Origin of the sequence: Nocardia sp. BMG111209, from assembly GCF_000381925.1 — a bacterium.
Classification (GTDB): Bacteria; Actinomycetota; Actinomycetes; order Mycobacteriales; family Mycobacteriaceae; genus Nocardia.
The window spans coordinates 1,371,321-1,389,818 of the sequence record NZ_KB907307.1; the positions used below are offsets into that span (position 1 = coordinate 1,371,321).

The window sequence follows — 18,498 nt, forward strand, 5'->3', positions numbered from 1 at the left end:
CGCTCGGCCCGGAAACCACGGCCCCCGGCTCCTCCGATTCCCATGGCTCCCCCGCCGCCCCGTCCGATCATGGGCCGGGTTCGGCTACTCCACCTACCGGATCCGCGGATGCCGCAACCCCGGCGGCGGATCCTGGCGCCGCAGTGGCGAATGCCGGTGCGCATGAGTCGAAGTCCACCGTGGGTTCGCCGAATCCCGTTGCGGCAGAGTCGACCACCGGTGTGGCAGCGTCGAGCGACTTTGCCTCGGCGTCGGACACTGGTGCAGCAGAGCTGAATCCCGTCACAGCACAGTCGACCCCCGGTGCGGCGGCGCAATACGACAATTCCTCCGCACTGAATACGGGTGCAGCAGAGCGGAGTCTCGATGCAGCAGAGCCGACCACCGGCGCAGTGGTGCCGAACGTCGATGCCTCGGCGACGAATAATGTTGCGACAGAGCTGAATCCCGAAGCAAGGCAAAATCCCGGCGCCACCGAACCTAATCCCGGCGCAAGGCGGAACCCCGGCGCCATCGCACCTAATCCCGGCGCAAGGCGGAACCCCGGCGCCATCGCACCTAATCCCGACGCAAGGCGGAACCCCGGCGCCACCGCACCCAATCCCGACACGCGGCAGAATTCCGGCGCGACCGCGCCGAATACCGATGTGGCCGCGCCAAATCCCAGTGCGGTAGCGTCGGATCCCGATACAGCGGCATCAAATCCTGGTGCGGCAATGCCGCCGTCCGAGGTCAGCTCGGCGGGACCGGGTGCCGATGCCGACATCTCCGCAGTCGAGGCGCGTGCGGCCGCGGATTTCCCGGACGTGTTCGAGCGGCCGCGCACACTCGCGGAGTTGCACGAAAGATTGCGCGCCGGAACCCCTTTCGAAGATCTGCTGACAGTCCGCGCGGCGTCGTATCGACGGCACGGCCAGGTCCCGCCCACGCTGTCGCGGGAAAGCCTCACCGACTTCCTGCACCGGATCTGGGACGAGCGTGCTGTCGAGGGCGGCCCGGACGTCTACCGCAGCTACAGCCTGGACCCAGGAAAGGACGCGGTCCGCGATCCGCAGGCCCATGTGGCGCGGCTCGGCGAGATTCTGGCCGCCAGGTTCCGGGAGCAGGACCAGGTCGCCACCATGAAGGGGGGCAGTGCATTCGTCCCCGAGAACGCCGCCACCCTCGATCCGGACGCGGTCGAGTTCGTCCACTTCTGGCGGGCCGGCTTCGGCTCCGTCGACCGGCGGCTCCGCGTGTACATCAACACGACCGGCGAAGCCATGCTGGACATCGCTCGCGAGATCGTGCACGAGGTGGTGGACCACCATTCCGGATTTCCCGGCGTCCAGGGCGTGCGGGTGCTGGGCCCACAGCAGGCCCGCGCGGACGGGATCGTCGTCTATGTGGAGTCGCCGGCGGCAGTCGAGCGAGTTGTCGCATGGCTGAAGCAACTTCAGCAGCGCCGCCCGGACGCCTTCCGGTGGCAGGTCCCGCCGATGACCGAACAGGTCTTGCCCGGCGTAAGCGTCGGAACCGAACCGCCGCGTGGCACCCACGGCCGGGAAACCTTCGGATCGTTGCGCTCGAACATCATTGAGCGGGCGCTGACGGCGCTGCAGACCGAGGATTTCGGCGCCTTCGAGGCCGCCGTACTGGTCGGTTTCCGCAGGGCCGGTCTGGATCCGGACGACCCGGCCCGCAATCTCCCACCGGTGCAACAGGATCCGGCGGCCGGCCCGGACACGGAGGACACCCCGACGCCCGCTGCGGCCGTGTCGGATTCGCCCGCCGTACCCGAGGCGGAACGGCCTGCTGTGGTCGTGTCGGATTCGCCTGCCGTCCCCGGAGCGGAACGGCCTGCCGTGGTCGTGCCGGAATCGCCTGCCGCACCCGAAGTGGAACGGCCTGCCGTGGTCGTGTCGGATTCGCCTGCCGTCCCCGGAGCGGAACGGCCTGCTGTGGTCGTGTCGGAATCGCCTGCCGTACCCGAAGTGGAACGGCCTGCCGTGGTTGTGTCGGAATCGCCTGCCGTACCCGAAGGGGAACGGCCCGCTGCGGCCACGTCAGGTTCGTCGATCTACCCACCCGAGGTCCCGGCCAGCCCGGCACCCGCCCCCGAGCCCGGCGCACCGCAGAACACCCCGGCCACCGTCGGCCCAGCGGAACCCGAGCCGGGCGCACCACTCAACAACCCGGCCACCGTCGGCCCGGCCGAACCCGTCCCCGGCGTACCACAGAACGCCCTGGTCGCGGCTGGCCCGGCCGAAGAACCGGACCGGGCAACCGATTCCACCGACGACAATTCGGATGACGACCCAGCCGCGACGATCGGCCGGAACGGGCAGCCCGGAGAGCCCGGCGCTAGGGTCGATCCGGGCGTCGCCGATGCTGTCCGACAAATCGCCGAGCCTGCCGAAACCCGTAGTGAGACAACGAGTTCTCCGAACAGCGGCTCGCCCACGACGATCAACTGGAACGGGCAGCCCGGGAACCTCGACTCAGCGGCCGATCCGGTTGTCGGCGATGCTGCCCCACAGATCGCCGACCTTCCCGATAAGTTCAGCGAGACAACGAGTTCTCCGATCATTGACTCGCCCGCGACTGCCCTGCCGACCGAAGGGGCACCCGCCGACCCTCCGGGCAACGTCGGCAGCACAGCCGATCCGAATGCCTCGAACGCAGCTCAATCTGCTGCCGACGCGGTCGAACAAATCAGCAACACAACGGATTCCGATGACGAGAATCCGGACGGCCCGTCGGGTTCGGCGACAGTGCCTGCCGGAATACCGGATCCGGGCGGGCAGCCCGGAAACACAGGCGCTGTCGCGGATCCGGACGCCGCCGATTCGGAACAGCCTGCCACGAAGGCGACCGACCCCGTCGCAAGCACGGCCCATCCTGCGACCGGCGAGGCCGAGCCCGCGCCAGGCGAGGTCCGGTTCGCCGAACCCAGGAGCACGGTCGAATCGGCCGACGGCGAAGGAGAATCGGATCCCCTTGATACCTCTCGGGCCGCCGAGGAAACGGCCGACCCCGTCACTGGTGACGCCCGGTCCGTCGCCGAGGAGCCCCGGTCTGTGGCGGGTGAGGCCCCGTCCGCCACCGATGAGGCTCGGTCCGTGGCTGATGTGGCCGAGCCCGCGATAGGTTCGATCCCATCTGTCCCGAAACCGGTAGGCCCTGCCGTCGAAGCCGGCTCGCCTGACGGCTCGGCGGCGGACGACCACATCAGGAGCCCAGCCGAACTGGTGCTGGGCTCGGCCGAACAACTCAGCGGAAGAACAGATTCGGCTGCGGCAGAGCCGGGTACGGTCGCGCTGTCTCCCGGGGCCTCGCCGGATCCAGCCGGGCAACCCGATCCAGCCAGGCAACCGGACTCGGCCCAGCAACGGGATTCAGCCCGGCAACAGGATTCAGCCGGGCAGCAGCCCGATTCGGCCGGGCAACCGGATTCAGCTGGGCAACCGGACTCGGCCCGGCAACGGGATTCGGCCCGGCAACAGGGCTCGGCTGGGCAGCGGGATTCGGCCGGGCAACAGGACTCGGCTGGGCAACCGGACTCGGCCCGGCAACGGGATTCGGCCCGGCAACGGGGCTCGGCTGGGCTACAGGATTCGGCTGGGCTACAAGACTCGGCTGGGCAACGGGATTCAGCCCGGCAGCCGGACGGCGTCGAGGACGATCCGTTAGTCGCAGGGTCGTCCGGGTCCGCTGTGGACGACGCATCCGCGATGGATCCCAGTGCTGAGCCGATCGAAGAACGCAGCGAGACATCGGATCTCGCTGCGGAGGAGTCGGACGACGGGTCGTTCCCCGCGGCACCACCCACCGCGGGAACACCGGAGCCCACTCGGCCCGAGTCGGCTCGCATCTCGGACGAGTCGGCCGCCGCGGCCGTACGCGAGATGCGGGGGCTGGTCTTCGCGGATCAGCCGGACGGGTGGTCGGTGCTGGAGATCGATCCGCGTCTGGTTGCGGCGTGGGAGGTTCTGTCGCGCAACGAGATCGGGCGAGCGGCCGCTGAGCTGCTGCGGGCCGCCGGCGCGGCCGTGCGGCTGGTGGACGACGGGGACGGCGATCGTTTCGACGGCCGGACCATGGACGTGGTCATCGATGTCGGCCTTCGTGGTGAAGTAGCGCTCGCCGGTGCCATCGTGGAGGCCGCGGCGCGGGCCGAGACGGTGTTGTCCGGTGCGGTCGAGGTGTCGCCGACGCAGATCCGCCGATCGGAGCGGATGGAGCATGTCGCGGCGCGGATCTGGGCCGAGGCAGCGGCATATGGCCTGCGCGAGGAGTTCTACCGGGAACTCGGGGCGGTGGGGATCGGCGTTCCCGAGGATCCGACGGTGGTCCGTGCCGAGGTGGTCGCGCAGTTCCTGGCCTGGCACGACCGGTTCGACCGGGACATGAGAGACCAGGGATTCCGCGTCCCGCGCAGGCTCACGCGGCCGGCCGTGCCAGAGAACCGGATCGGCCTCCGGCAGATCTACCTGGACGCGTACGACCGCTCGATTGCGGCGGCTTCCGGGGAGTCGGCGGCGGCCGCGCGGCAGCTCGGTCGTGCGGCGGGAACAGCGGCGCTGCTGGCCGATTCGCGTTTCGAGTGGGTCGACGGCCCCGGCGATACCCGCCGTCGCGCGGCCGCCGGCCAGGAATGGGACGTTGCCGAGTCCGGTTCGATCGCCGAATTCGTCCCGCCGACTACGGAAGTCGTGCGGCAGGTGCAGGAATTGGTGCGCGAGCACGCGGCCGCCACCCGGCTGCTGCGACGGCTGGATGCGGCGTTCGACGATCTCCACGCCGAGCTCCGGCGGAACCTCGCGGTCCCGGCGGATGCGTTGTCCGGCAACCGGATGGAGCAGGCCCGCCGGGTCCTGGACGGTGTGGCCGCGTGGACCCGGCACGGCACGGTGGACAACTCCCGGGTGTGGATGCTCGGGGAGCTGGCGACCCGATCCGCTCGGGCGCAGGCGGAGCTGGCTCGCATCGATGCCGCACTCGCCGATATCGCCGGTCCGTCGGTACGGATTGGTATCGACGAAGCCGGTGTGGTGCGGGTGGTGACCGGCGACGCGCCTCCGGCGACGCCGCGGGTCGTCCCGGCCTTGGACCACGAGCAGTGGGCGACGACGCGTCCGCGGACCGTTTCGAGCCTGGTCGAGTACCTGGATCACGAACCCGGCTCGCCGGTGTGGTGGGCGGCCGGCGTGCTGGACGAGCGCGGTGTGGTGCTGCGCTACACCCTGGACCGGGAATCCCGGTCGCTGGGCTACGATCCCGCCACGAATTCCCTGTTGCTGCACGGTGACGAGCGGCCCGAGGAGCTGATCGCGGCCGCGGTACTGCTGTCCATGGATCCGGGACCGGCCGTTGCCCCGCAGCGGCTGACCACATCCCGCGACGAATACATCCGGCTGATGCTGGACCACCGCGCCGAGGCAGTGGCCCTGCCGCTGAGCCGGCTGCAGGCGGACCTGCGACGGCCCGCCCCCGCGCTGCCCGAACCGGATTCCGCCTCGCCTCGGGACGTCTACCACGACGCTTACCACGGCGCATGGCGATTCGCGCAGGGGCTGTTCGATGCGGATCGCGTCACGGAGGAGATGGTGCGCGGGGCCGCGCACCGCGCCGGGGTTCGAGCGGTCCGGGCCATCGTGGACGCGCAGGGCGCGGCGGTCGCACGCGACAGTCTCTCGGCCCGGTTCGGGGCGGAATGGGATCGTGCGCACGGAGCGGAACCGGGCTCGGCCGGATTCGACGACCTGCTGCTCGCGGACAGCTCGGAGCGTCGCGACCAGCTTGCCCGCGAATACGTCCGGGAGATCGAGCAATTCCGCCGGCTGCGGGCGCAGTGGCACCACTACATTCCGGCCGGCCCGGCCGAACGCATCTACACCGAGGCCTACGATCGCGCGTACCGGCGGGCCCAGCGCGCCCGCAGCGGCACGCTGCCTCCGACGGCCGCCGCCTCGGCCGGGCTGCGGGCTGTGCGCCGCCATCTCGACCGCGTCACGCCGGAGCACGCCGAGATCGCCATGGACGTGGCCCGCGGCGCCGCACACGGCCTCGACTGGCGGTGGGGCCGGCCGGTCCGGTCGAGCTTCCGCTACGATCCCGTCGAACCATTGGAACTCGTTGTCGCACACCAGAATTCCGACGAGAGGCGAGCGGGGCCGGATCTCGTCTCCCGGGCTGCACTGGACGTACTCGTCGCGGGGCTCGGCTCCGGGTGGAGTGCCGAGCGGCTGACCGGCCGGGTGGTCCGGGCCCGGAACCACGCCGCCGGGGATCCGTCGCCGCATCTGTTCGTGGTGGCCGAGCCAGGCGAACAACTCGACGCGCTGCGGGAATTGGCGCTCGCGGCACCGCAATTCGGCACGGTGCTGTGGGACGGCACGCACATCCTGCACTATCGCGTGGCCGAACTCGATCCGATGGGCCGGCCGCGAACACGGCACATCGATGCGCGCACGGCCGAGGGTGCGCAACGGCAACCCAGCCGGGAAGAGTCGTTCGCCCAGATGCTGGGTCATTACCTCCGCTATCGCCTCGAGGGCCGGACCGAGCTCGGCTACCACGAATGGCTCGGACAGCTACTGGCCGGTGCGCTCGCGTACGAGGCGCGGCCCGAAGCGACGGTCGTCGTCGGCCTCGCCGATGATTTCCTGGACTTCGGTTATCGCCAGGCCGAATCCGATGCGGAGATCAGGTCGCCGCATCCGGCTTTCGTGGCTCACCTGCTGCGGACCCGGCGCGTGCCCCTACCGGCCGCCGCCACACCCGTGCCGACCGTCCCGGGCATGTCCGCCCACCATGTCCCGGTGCGGGACATGGCCGTTCCGGTCCGACTGGAGCGCGCCGAGGACGGCACCTGGCAGGTCGCGGATCCGATCGGGCGTGGTGACCGCGCGGACATGATCGCCGAGCACCTGCGAGGCATGTGGGACATCGACGCCGCTGCCCTGCTCGAGCGGATCTCGACGATGCTGACCTACGGCCGGTCCACGCTGACCCCCGTGGACCCGCACGGCCGCCGGCGACCCGCCCCGGCGCAGCGCGGACGTCTGCCCTGGAACCGGCGGCGCGCCGAGTTGCCGGCTGGGGATGCGGTGGTGCCGGAGCGCAGCGAGTCGCCGCCCACCGATAAGGCCGCACCGGGCCGCCGGGCACCGGCGCCACCGACCGGTGCGGCGGGGACGGGCCGGGTTCGCTTGCCGCGTGGCGGTGTACCGCTGGATCGTGCTGCGCTGCCGCGTAATTCGGCGATTCCGGGCGAGAGTGCAGTCGTACCAGGCGATTCGGAGATGTTGCGGGATCCGATCGCGCCGGATGAGGATACGGCGGCGCCGGGCAATCCGGAGATGTCGCGGAATCCGATCGCGCCGGACGAGAAGGCTGTCGTACCAGGCGATCCGGAGACATTGCGGAATCCGAGTGCGCCGGGCGAGGATACGGCCGTGCCGGGCAGTCCGGAGATGTCGCGGGATCCGAGGGCGCCGGGCGAGAGTGCGGTCGTGCCGGGCGATCCGGAAATGTCGCGGAATTCGAGTGCGCCGGGCGAGGATACGGCCGTGCCGGGCAGTCCGGAGATGTCGCGGGATCCGAGGGCGCCGGACGAGGATGCGGTCGTGCCGGGCGATCCGGAAATGTCGCGGAATTCGAGTGCGCCGGGCGAGGATACGGCCGTGCCGGGCAGTCCGGGGATGTCGCGGGATCCGAGTGCGCCGGACGAGGATGCGGTCGCGCCGGGCGATCCGGAAATGTCGCAGGATCCGAGGGCACCGGGTGACCCGGAGCTACCGGCGGATCCGGGCGCGGCGGATCGTGCCGAGTCGTGGTCTACCGGTGACCTCGTGCCGGGCGATGTTCCGGCGACGCCCGTCGATGAGCCGACGCCGGACCGTGCCCCGCTACCGCCCGGCGATCGCCTGGTGCCGGATCGGCACGCGTATCCACCCGTACCCGCGCTCGCCGAGTCGCCGGAATCCGCGCCAGAGTCGCCGGAACCCTACCGGAACCTGCTCGACCTCAGTGTGCCGCTCGATCCCGTCGACGAACCCCCGGCCGCCCCTGCGGATTCGCGGGCCGAGTTCGAGCCCGACCACAACACCACCCCGCCGGATCCGCGGCTGGTGCCGTCCGGCGATGGGTGGCGGTGGGTCGGTCGGGACGAGATCATCGCGGAGCTTGGCCGCCGGTACCCCGAGCTCGCGGTGCACGGATTCGAGCATGGTGACCTTGACGCGCTGCGCGAATTCGCCCGGGCCGTCGACGATATGCTCACCCGGCATCCGGGACTCCCGGTGCGGAGCATCGCGATCGGGCCGACGGCCGCCGGTCGCTTCGCGGAAGCGATCTGGCGGCACCGGCCGAACGGTGGTCACTACGCCGAATCCATTACGCTGAGTGCGTATTTCGCGACGCGCGTCGACGAGTTGCGCGACCGGATGGTGGAGGCGGAACGGCGTGGCTTCGTCCCGCGCGGTGTCGCGGACCGGCCCGTGTACGCGGCGGTGGTACGCGCATTCGCGCACGCCCTGGATTATGCCGGTGACATGCGGGCCCGGGCTGCCGCGGCAGACACCCTGCTCGCGCACTACGAGGCGACGCGCGGGTGGGTCGATCGCCCGGGATACCAGGCATGGCAGGGCCTGCTGAGCGGTTTCGGTGTGCGTGATGGTGTGCTGAATCCGGTTGAGGCGCTGGCTGATTCGTATCTGGATGTCCTGTTCAACGGCGCGCGGGCCGTGGAGCCCGCGCGAGTGTTGTACCGGCTGCTGCTCGATCACGCCCCCGGTGCGGACCCCGACGAGACGATCGGCGCTGACCCTGACGAGCCGATCGGTGTAGAGCCCGACGAAACCATCGGTGCGGAGCCCGACCGGACGATCGGCGCGGAGCCCGACCGGACGATCGGTGTGGAGCCCGACGAGGCGATCGGCGCGGAGCCCCGGCGCGGCCGACCGGCCGCCGATCCGTCGGCCGGGGCCCGGGACGAGATGCGGGCGGTGCGGTACGGGGCGGCGGATCTCCAGCCCGCGGACTGGCTGGCCCACGTACCGGATCCGGTACGCGACGGCGTGTGGGAGGTGTTGTCTGGCACTGTGATCGGGCGTGCGGCCGCCGCGACGCTCCGGGCCGCCGGTGCCGAGGTGCGGTTCGGCGAACGTCGCGGCGGTGACTGGTTCGAGGGTCGGATCATGGATGTGGCCGTCGACACGACCGGTCGCGATCAGCTGGAACTGGCGGCGGCGGTGGTGCAGGCGGCGACTCGTGCCGAGGCGGTGGTGTCGGGTGCGCTGGAGGTGCGGCCGGCCCGGATCCGGGAGCTGGACCGGCCGGTGCACGCCGCGGCACATCTGCGGGTCGCGGCGCTGGGCTTCGGTCGGGCAACCGAGTTCTACCGCGAATTGCACGCTGGGGGTTACGATCCGATCGGCCCGGTCCGGCCGATCGACGAATACGAGTTGCGCGCGGTCTATCTCCACGCCTACGACGCGGCGCTCGCCGTCGCGCGGGAGACCCTCCCGGCGGACCGGGCGCGGGAGAGCGCCCGCGCGGCGGGTGCCGCTGTGCTGCTGGACGATTCGCGCTTCGCGTCGTCCGAGGCCGCTCGGCGCGCTGCCGACGTCGCCGAGGCCGAATCGGCAGCCGCGCGAGTGCCGGATCCTCGCGACGGCCCGGCCGAACATGTTCCGGCGACGCCGCATTCCGCGCGCGTGCTCCAGGAGCTGGTACGCGAGCATGCGGCGGCGACCCGGTCGATGCACCTGCTGGCGGAGGCGTTCGATCGCCGGTACGACGACGTCGCCGTCGGCCAGGGATGGGAGCGGGCACCCACGACGGCCGGCCGGTTCGCTCGGCTGGCCGCGCAGTCGTGGCGTTTCCAAGGCGACGACGCCCGGCACACCGCGCACTGGCTCGCCGGGGAGCTGGGCGCCCGGCACCGGCGGATGACCGCGGAAGTCGAGCGGTTGCGGCAGGCCGTGGCGGCCCAGGTCGCCGACGACCGGGGGCCCGCGGCCGAGCGGGTGCGGGTGGTCATCGATGCCGGCGGTGTGGTGCGGACCACCCCGCCCCCGGCGGTCGATGTCCTGGCCGAGTTCGAAGCCGAGGCCGCCGCGCGGTCCGAAGCGCTGGACGCGTCGAAGATGGTGAGCGAACCACCCGACCGCTGGGCAACGGTGCGCGAACTGCTTTCCGCCGCAATCGATCCGAACTACGCGCGCCTGCCCGACGACTCGGTGTCGAACCACTGGGTGGCTTCCGTATCGGACGACAGCGGGGTGCGGCTCCGCTACACCATCGAGGCGGACGTGCCCGGGATGGGCAAGGTGGCCGACTACGACGGGCCCAGCCACACCCTGGTGATCAACCTCGCCCGGATGGCGCACACCGACGGCGGGGTCCGCCTGCGCGTCGACCTGCTGCGGGCGGCGGTACAGGTCCTGACCGGGCAGCGCGCCGGGGAACCGCTCCCGCGGCTGGTATCGGACCGGGACGGGTACCTCGACCGGATGCTCGATCTGGAGGCCGAAGCGCACGCGCTGTCCTTCGTCCGGGGGCGGGCGCTGGCGCTCGACCAGGCGTACGGGCACGGTCGCGCCGATCGCGTCAGTGGCCACGACATCGGTGTGCTGGAACGGATCTACGCGGAGGTCTACCGGGACGCCCTGAAATTCGCCGGCAACGCCTACTACGGCGTGCTGCCCTCGCAGCCCTGGCATGCGGCCGCGCATCGTGCCGGGGTGCGGGCGGTCCGGGCGCGGGTGGACGAACTCGGCCCGGTCGACGGCGTGCCGTATTCGGCCCGGTACGGGGACGAGTGGGATCGCGCGCACGGCCGGGCGAGTCACGCCCGCCGCAACCTTCCCGGCCGCTACGCCGATCCCGAGACCCCCCGGGACCTCCGCGATCGGCGTAGCGACGAATACGCGAGCGAGTTCGAGCATTTCCGCCGACTGCGCGATGCGGGCCGTCATGTCCCGGTCGGTCCCGCCGAACGGGTGTATGCCGAGGCGTATCGGGCGGCGTATCGGAAGGCCGAGCGGTCCGGTACCGAATCGCCCGATCAGGCCGGACGCCGGGCCGGACGGGCCGCGACGCGAAAGTACATCGACAAGGTCGGCCCGGCGAACGCCGAGGTCGGTGTGGACGTGGTACGCGCCGCCCTGGTCGGCCCCGGCTGGCGGTGGGCAACTCCGCGGGTGGCGGCGGACAGCGTGACCGAAGCACCCACCGACCGGGTCACGCCGCCGGCGCCGACACCCGAACTCGCCGAAGCGATCCGAACCGCGCTGGCAGCACAGGTGCGGGAGCACAGCAACGGTGAGTTGCTCACCGGCCGGGTCGCCCGGCTCATCGATCCGTCCCGGTCGCGCGAACGCCTGGCGATCGTGGCGCCGGCGGGCGAACATGTCGAGGCACTGCGGGAATTGGGTGCGCTGCGGCCGGAATACGCGAACGTGCTGTGGGACGGGTCGCACGAACTACGTTATCTGGCAATCGATCTCCGGCCGAATACCGGACCGCGCGTGGACCTCCGCAGCGCGGTCGAGGCGGAGGGACCGTTCCGGAATCCGGGCTACTCCGACGTGGTCGGCCAACTGCTGGCGCATTATCTGCGGTTCCGGGCCGAAGGTGCGGTCACGGTCGGATTCGATCGCTGGCTGCGGCAATTGGGCAAGAAGGCGTTCGAGATGCCGAAGCTCGGCACGGCGGGCGGCCTGGCTGCCCGGCTGACGGCCGCCGGTTCCCGGCTGGTCGAGGCCGATCCGACGTTGCCGCACACCCATCCGGCCCGGGTCGCGCGTGATCTGCGGCAGCGCCGGATTCCCCTGCCGCCCGCAGGGGTGCCGGATCGAGACGAGGTGCACTACGATCTCGCGCTGCTCACCGTCGCCGAGGTCAGCCTGAATGTCTGGCTGCAGCGGGACGGTCAGGGCGGATGGCGCCTGCCCCAACCGGATTCACACGGCGACAACGCCGACCTGCTGGCCACATACCTGCCGGGTCTGGCGGATCCGGAACGCCGCGGTCTGCTCGGGCAGATCGCGCGAATCCTCACCGATCCGTCGGCCCCGTTGCGGACCGAACAACCCGCCCGCCGGCGGCGCCGCGCCCGCCTCCCCGGACCCGCCCGCCTGCCCGCCTACGCGAGCGAGTCCGTGAACGTCCCCGGCAGCGGCAGAGACGGACTCGGAGCAGCTCCGGTAGACCGGCGAGCCGATCGCGGGCGTTCCCACGCAGTCGACGGCTCGACGGACGACTTCAACGGCTGGTGGCTGGCCCGGAGCCCGCTCGACGCGCCACCCGCGCTCCCGTCCGCCGCGCCGCCGCGCGCCCTCCCGTCTGCCGCGCCGCCACCCACCGACGGTTCGTCGCCCTACCCCGGTAGCGACGCGATGGAACCTACTGTGTCGCATCAAGAGTCGAATCGCGGCCGCTGTGCCGAACTGGCCCTGGCGACAATCCGGGACCAGACCGCCAGTCCGGTGATCCGGGCATTCGATCGCCCGGTGGGCCTCGACGGTGTCTCGGTCGCGGAGATCGAGCAGGCCGCCGGGGCCCGGCTGCACGGCTACCCCGGCCTCGCCGCGATCACGGCGCGGCTGCGCGCACTCGGTCCGGGTGCCGCGGCACTGGTGGTCGACGAATATCGCGGTGCCTCGGACGAATACGGTGTCGGTGCGCATGCGTACGCCTTGGTGAACGAGGGCGGCCGGATCGTGGTCCGCGATGCGGCCGAGTCCGGGGCACCCGGTTCGCCGGCGGTACATCCGAGCGAGGTGCGCGGTACCTACGCGATCTTCTTCGATCGTGACGGCCGGGTGGTGGATCGGCACGCTCCCGCCGATACCCGCGCGCCGTCCGGAATCCCGGAGTCCACCGATACCGGCGAGGTCCTCGCCTCGGCGGTATTGCGAGTCGGCACAGGTCGATTCGTCGACGAGTGGGAGCAACACGATAGTGCGGCCGAGGTGGCTGCCGTGGTCGGGAGCCGGTATCCCGGGGTCGAACTGCGCGGCTTCGATCGCGACGTCGATGTGACATTCGCGCGGGAGGTGGCGCGGGCGATCGAGCGGTTCGTGACCGAATTCCCGCACATCGGTGCCGTGCGGTTGGAGCCCACGGACACCGGTCGCAACCTCGCCCGCACCGTGTCCGAAGCAGTGTCTGCCGGCCACCGGAATATACAGTTGCACAAGGGCTTTGCTGCGGCGCCGAACCGATACCAGCAGAGCTGGATGGAGTCCGAGCGCGGACGGCGGATCGGACCGGCCGACCGGGCGGTGTATGGGCTGACGCTGTACATGTTGTCGCGGCTTGTGGCCGATGCCGGCGAAGGTACGGCGGATCGAATGACGATGAGGTTGCTCGCCGAGACTTATCGCGCGGCAAACGGGTCACTCGACCGCGCCGGATTCACCGAGTGGCTGCAGGAGCAATTCACCCCTCTCGCCTACAACGTGCGGGGATCGTTCCGAGTGCATCGGGCGTTGCAGGAAGCGGTCGCGGTCATGCTCGTGGCCCCCGAGGCGGCGACCCGGGGACAGCGGATTCTGCACGAACTCGCCGTCCGCCGGTCGCATCCCGGCACCCGGAGCGAGTTGCCTTCCGGGCACGCATCTTTCGTGCTCGCCGACCGGTCGGACGAGTGGTCGCAGGTGCAGACGTCGGCACAGATCGTCGCCGCCCTGCGTGCGCGTTACGGGGTCCGCATCCTGTTGTCCGGAGTCGAGCCGGCTGTCTTCGAGCTGCCCGGCGCGACCGTGGAGAGTATGCGGGAGGTGGCGCGGGCGGTCGCGGAGTTGTTCGCCGACCGGCCGAACGCTCCAGTGGCCGATATCGATATCACGTCGATGCCGGACGGCAAGTGGGCCACCACGATCATGAAGCCGGCACCCGGCAGCGTGCATATCCGGTTGAACGAGCGCTATATCACCGATCATATTCTGGCACAACATAATTGGGCTGCTCTGGTGGCGCGCGGCTATGCAGCGGGCGACCCGGAACGCCCCGAGTACAGCGTGCTCGTGCACGAGTTCGGTCATGCGATCGATCAGATGGGTGGCTATGCCGCGCGCGGGGCGGCTCCGGCGGTGCTGACCCGCGCCGGGATGCCGGCCGGCGCCGCCGGTGGACGATGGCTGGCCGACCGGATCAGTTCCCGCGGTGTGGATCTCGCGACCGGGGCGGTGGACCTCATCGAGGTACTGGCCGAGGCATACGCCGCGGTAAGGCATTTCGGCGCGCAGGCCGATCCGGTGGCACATCTGTTGAACGACGTACTGACTCGGTACGCCGATCGATCCGTCAGGCCACCACAGCCGGCGCTGATCGTCGCCGCACGCGATGCTGCCGTACGCGACCTCACTGCGCTTGCCGGGCGATGGGGTGTCGACCCGACCGGGTCGACACCGCGGGAGCTGGTGGCCACGCTGGGAGCCCGGATCGACGCGGAATTGACTGCCCTCGACGCGTCGATCCCCCGCAGGCCCGCCGGCGGACCCGAACTGTCGCGCTGGCAGGACACCGTCCGGGCCGCAACCGACCGCCGAGAGCAGTTGTGGGATGCGGAGATCGAGCGCGAGGCCGTGGCGCGGCGCTACGAGACGGCGAACGCCGCCGCGCAGCGGCCGACCGTCGACGACATCGCCCTGCGCGCTCCCGTGGTCTCCTCGCAGGCCGGCCCAGCGGTCATCGGCCGTGCCGGTGAACCGGAGGTCGCCACGGGTCGATTCGATGCCGAATGGGAGCAGTACGACACCGCCGTCGAGGTGGCTGCCGAGGTCGGGAACCGCTACCCGGGGTTCGATCTGATGGGCTTCGACAGTGATATGGACGTGGCGTTCGCCCGGGAGGTCGCGCGGGCGATCGAGCGATTCACGACGGTGTTCCCGGACCTCGACGATGCGGTGATCCGGACTTCGGATTGTGGTGGCCGCCTTGTGCTCACGTTGCCCAGCGTCCGGGTCGGGGGTGGTCGGATCATCAGGGTGGACGAGGGTTTCGCCCGGCAACCGCACCTGGACCGATATCGCGACTCCTGGGCGAGATCCGAACTCGGCCGGCGGATCGGGCCGGTCGATCGCGCGGCCTACGGGGCGACGCTGTACGCACTGGGCAGATTGCTGGTCGATGCCGCCGACGGCGCCGAGGCCCGTGCCATGCGAATGCTCGCCGAGGGGTGTCGCGCGGAGCACGGGGCGCTGGACCGGGACGGGTTCGCGGACTGGCTGCAACGGCAGTTCACCTCGACAGCCTTCGGTTCGCCCGGGGGATTCAAGGTCACGAACGCACTGCAGCAGTCGGTTGCGATCATGCTCGGGAACCCGGACGCGGCGACGGTCGGCCAGCGGATCCTGTACACGTTCGCAGTCGGTCGGGCCGATCCCGACGCGGCCGAATCACCTACAGAAGCAGAGTCTTTCGTGCCCGCCGAATCAGCGGACGAGTGGTCGCAGCTGTCGGATCAGGCCGCTATCGCCGCCGAACTACGCGAGCGCTGTGGCGTCCGGATCCTGCTCTCCGGGGCCGAGACCACCGATTTCGCGCGGGCCGGTGTGGCGGTGGAGAGTATGCGCGAGATCGCCCGCGCGGTGACGGAATTGTTCACCGCCTGGCCGGACGCCACGCTGACCCGGATCGACATCACCGCTGACGCACCGCGCGACGACTGGTTCGGTTACACGGAGACCCATGCGGCCATCGGTGGTGTGCTGATCGGGTTGAACCGGCGTTACCTCACCGATCGGCCGCTGTTCCGGCGCGAGTGGGCGGCCGGTGTGATCGACGGCCACACCGTCGGCGATCAGGATCGCCCCGAGTACGGGGTGCTGGTGCACGAGTTCGGGCATCTGATCGATGCGATGGGGAACCGGACCGCGCAGTGGGCAGGTGTCGTGGCACTGGCACATGCCGGGCTGACGGTCGGTATCGAGGCCGTTTCGTGGATGGTCCAGCGACTCAGCTCCTACGGCGTGAACCTGAAGACCGGCGATATCGACATCCAGGAGGTACTGGCCGAGGCATTCGCCTGGGTGTGGCATTACGGTGCCGAGGCCGATCCGACAGCGCATGTGCTCAACGATCTGCTGACGGAGCACGCCGCGGCCGTGGCCCTGGCCTCCCGGCCCACACTGCCGCCTGCGGGACCGCCGTCACCGGTTGTGTCCGGCAACGGCAGCGCCTTCCCCCGCGCGGGCGGATCCCACGGCGCGCGGCGTGTCGAGCCGGATCGGGAGGCGCCCGGTGGCCGGGTCCTCGTGCAGGCGTTCGGTGGGTTCGGGGAGCACGCCGTGTTCGACGTCGCGGGCGGCAGCCTGTCCGCCGCCGACCGGCAGGCGGGTGTGCCCGGTGGCGTCTACGCGGAGCTGGGCGGCCATCCGGTGGTGTTCTACCGGCACGCCGGAGGGCTCGGCCTGCGGATCGGTGATCGGTCCGTCGATCTCGATGCTCCCTCGGTCGGTGTGCACTGGGAGATGTTGCCGGACCGGCAGATTCGGCTCGCGATCGCAGGCGGCGACGGGCTCGGCATCGAAATCCGTTATCGCGCCGTCACCGCCGATCGCGATCTGGGCCGGCTGATCTACGACGTCTGCAACGATCCGGACCGCCGGGCGCGGATCTTCGGCGGATGACCATCGACCGACGAGCACACCGGAGGGCAAGTGCGCGAACAATTCCCGTCCGACCACGAACTGCGAGGCGATGTCGAGCAGGCGCTGCCGCCGGTGCTCGGCGGTGGTGGCCCGGCGGATGCCGAACGACCGCGGCAGCACTGACCCGTGGGCGACGACCCGATATGTGACGATGGGACCCGGACAGCCGGGCATCGTGTCCGCTGTCCGGGCGAGACGAGGAGAATTTCGGCGCCGTGACCACCCCAGACGAAGCCAGCAGCAGACATCCGCAGGATGCTTCCGGGCCCGGCCCGGACACTGCGGCGGAGCATGCCCGGCCGGCCGAAGAGCCCGACGTCGGCTTCAATCTCGGTGCGGCGGAGCAGGATCCGATCGCGCAGGCGCAGCAGCTGGCGCATCGGATCGCCCGTGAACTGGCCGCGCTCGGCCCGCAGGGCTGGCGCAGCATGGAGGCGGTGTTCGCGTTGACCGTCGCCGCCGAGGGCGGGCACGTCGTGTTCCGCGACGACGGACCGGGGCGGGTCCCGGTGCAACCGGCCGACACGACCCTGGAGCTGGTGCGGGAGCATCGCCGGCTGTCCGCACAACTCGGTGACGGACCGTGGTGGCGAATGCTGATGTCGCTGGCCGCTTCCGGGCAGATCGAGGTCGACTACGACTACGGCGACGAGCCGTTCCCGGACGATCAGGTGTTCCCTCCGGACGCGTATCTGGCCGACCTGCAAGAGTTTCCGCGCGACACCCTGCCGATCTGGCTGGCCGCCCATGTCGGCCATGCCGACCGGCAGTCCCGCCCACCGGAGGAGGCGGCCGGTCAGGCCCGCGCCGACCGCGCGGCGGGTGTGCGGGCCGTGCTGTCGGAGAACGACTTTCCCGCCTTCCCGGTGATGTGGGCACGCTGGTCGGTGATCGCCGCGGCATTCGTCGCCACCGGATCCGTCTGGGGCCCGCGGATGCTGCCCGCCCTCGGCTGGTTCGAGGGGGCCCGGCGCAGCGGCTCCACGCTCTACGCACTGCCCGGCGGCCGGGCCGTGTTGTCCGGCGGCGTCTGGGACGCACCGGAACTCGATGCCGCCTACAACGACGGCACGCCACTGCCCCGGTTGTATGCCGGCGCCCCGTTCTGGGTGGCGAATCCGGTGCTGAATCCGCGGGCGGCGCGCGGCATGCTGTCGTTCTGCTATTGGTGGGAGGGCGGCCGGTGGTATCGCGGCGAATCGCCGGGCCCCGGCGAGATGGCCGCGGCGGTCCCGGGAATGTGGACCGCGGGCACCGCGACCGACGTGGTCTCCGGCCTGGCGACCAGGGAACCGACTGCGGCACTGCGGGATACGGTGGCGACGCTGGTGTCGGCGGCCGAGGCCGGCGTGGTCACCCCGCAGACGCTCGCCGACGTGTTCGATCCCGATACCGGCTTCGATCTCGACCGGGCCTATTTCCAGCTGACCCTCGCCGGGGTCACCACCTCGGCGGTCGAACCGATCGGCCGGGAGGAGGCCGTCGAACTGGTCCGCCGCCACATCACCGACAACGGCCTGGACACCTCGAACTATCCGCTGGACCGGCTGCGGGCGGAGCGGGTCACCGTCGGCTGGATGGTGTTCGCGCCCACCGAACCCGAGGAGATCGCGATCGGCCGGGCCATCTTCTACGTCGCCGACGACGGCCTGCTGGAACACTCTTCGTCGTCGATCGCGCCGTCCCGTTATGTCGAGGGCTTCGAGCAGCGGTACCGGGAGCGCACCGAGGCCCTGCGCTGAGCCGGCAGGTCCGCTCATCCCGGTGGCCGAGTGTCGTTGCGCGGGAGGTCGAATGGTCCCGGCGGCTGCCGAAATCGGCAGGGCCGCAGCCTGTTACCGGAATTTTCCAG

General features: G+C 70.8%; 2 protein-coding genes (1 of these 2 cut by a window edge). Both read left to right on the top strand.

Annotated features, from left to right (window positions below):
* Positions 1-16,625 carry the end of a T3SS effector HopA1 family protein gene (locus G361_RS0106090; RefSeq protein WP_020647642.1) on the top strand. Its footprint begins 20,251 nt before the window's first position, so the window shows 16,625 of its 36,876 coding nt (coding positions 20,252-36,876); the start codon falls outside the window, past its left edge; the stop codon is at positions 16,623-16,625.
* Between the two features lie 236 nt (positions 16,626-16,861).
* Positions 16,862-18,388, top strand: a complete 1,527-nt coding sequence (locus G361_RS0106100) for a hypothetical protein (protein ID WP_019926176.1) — start codon at positions 16,862-16,864, stop codon at positions 18,386-18,388.
* Positions 18,389-18,498: the final 110 nt, after the last annotated feature.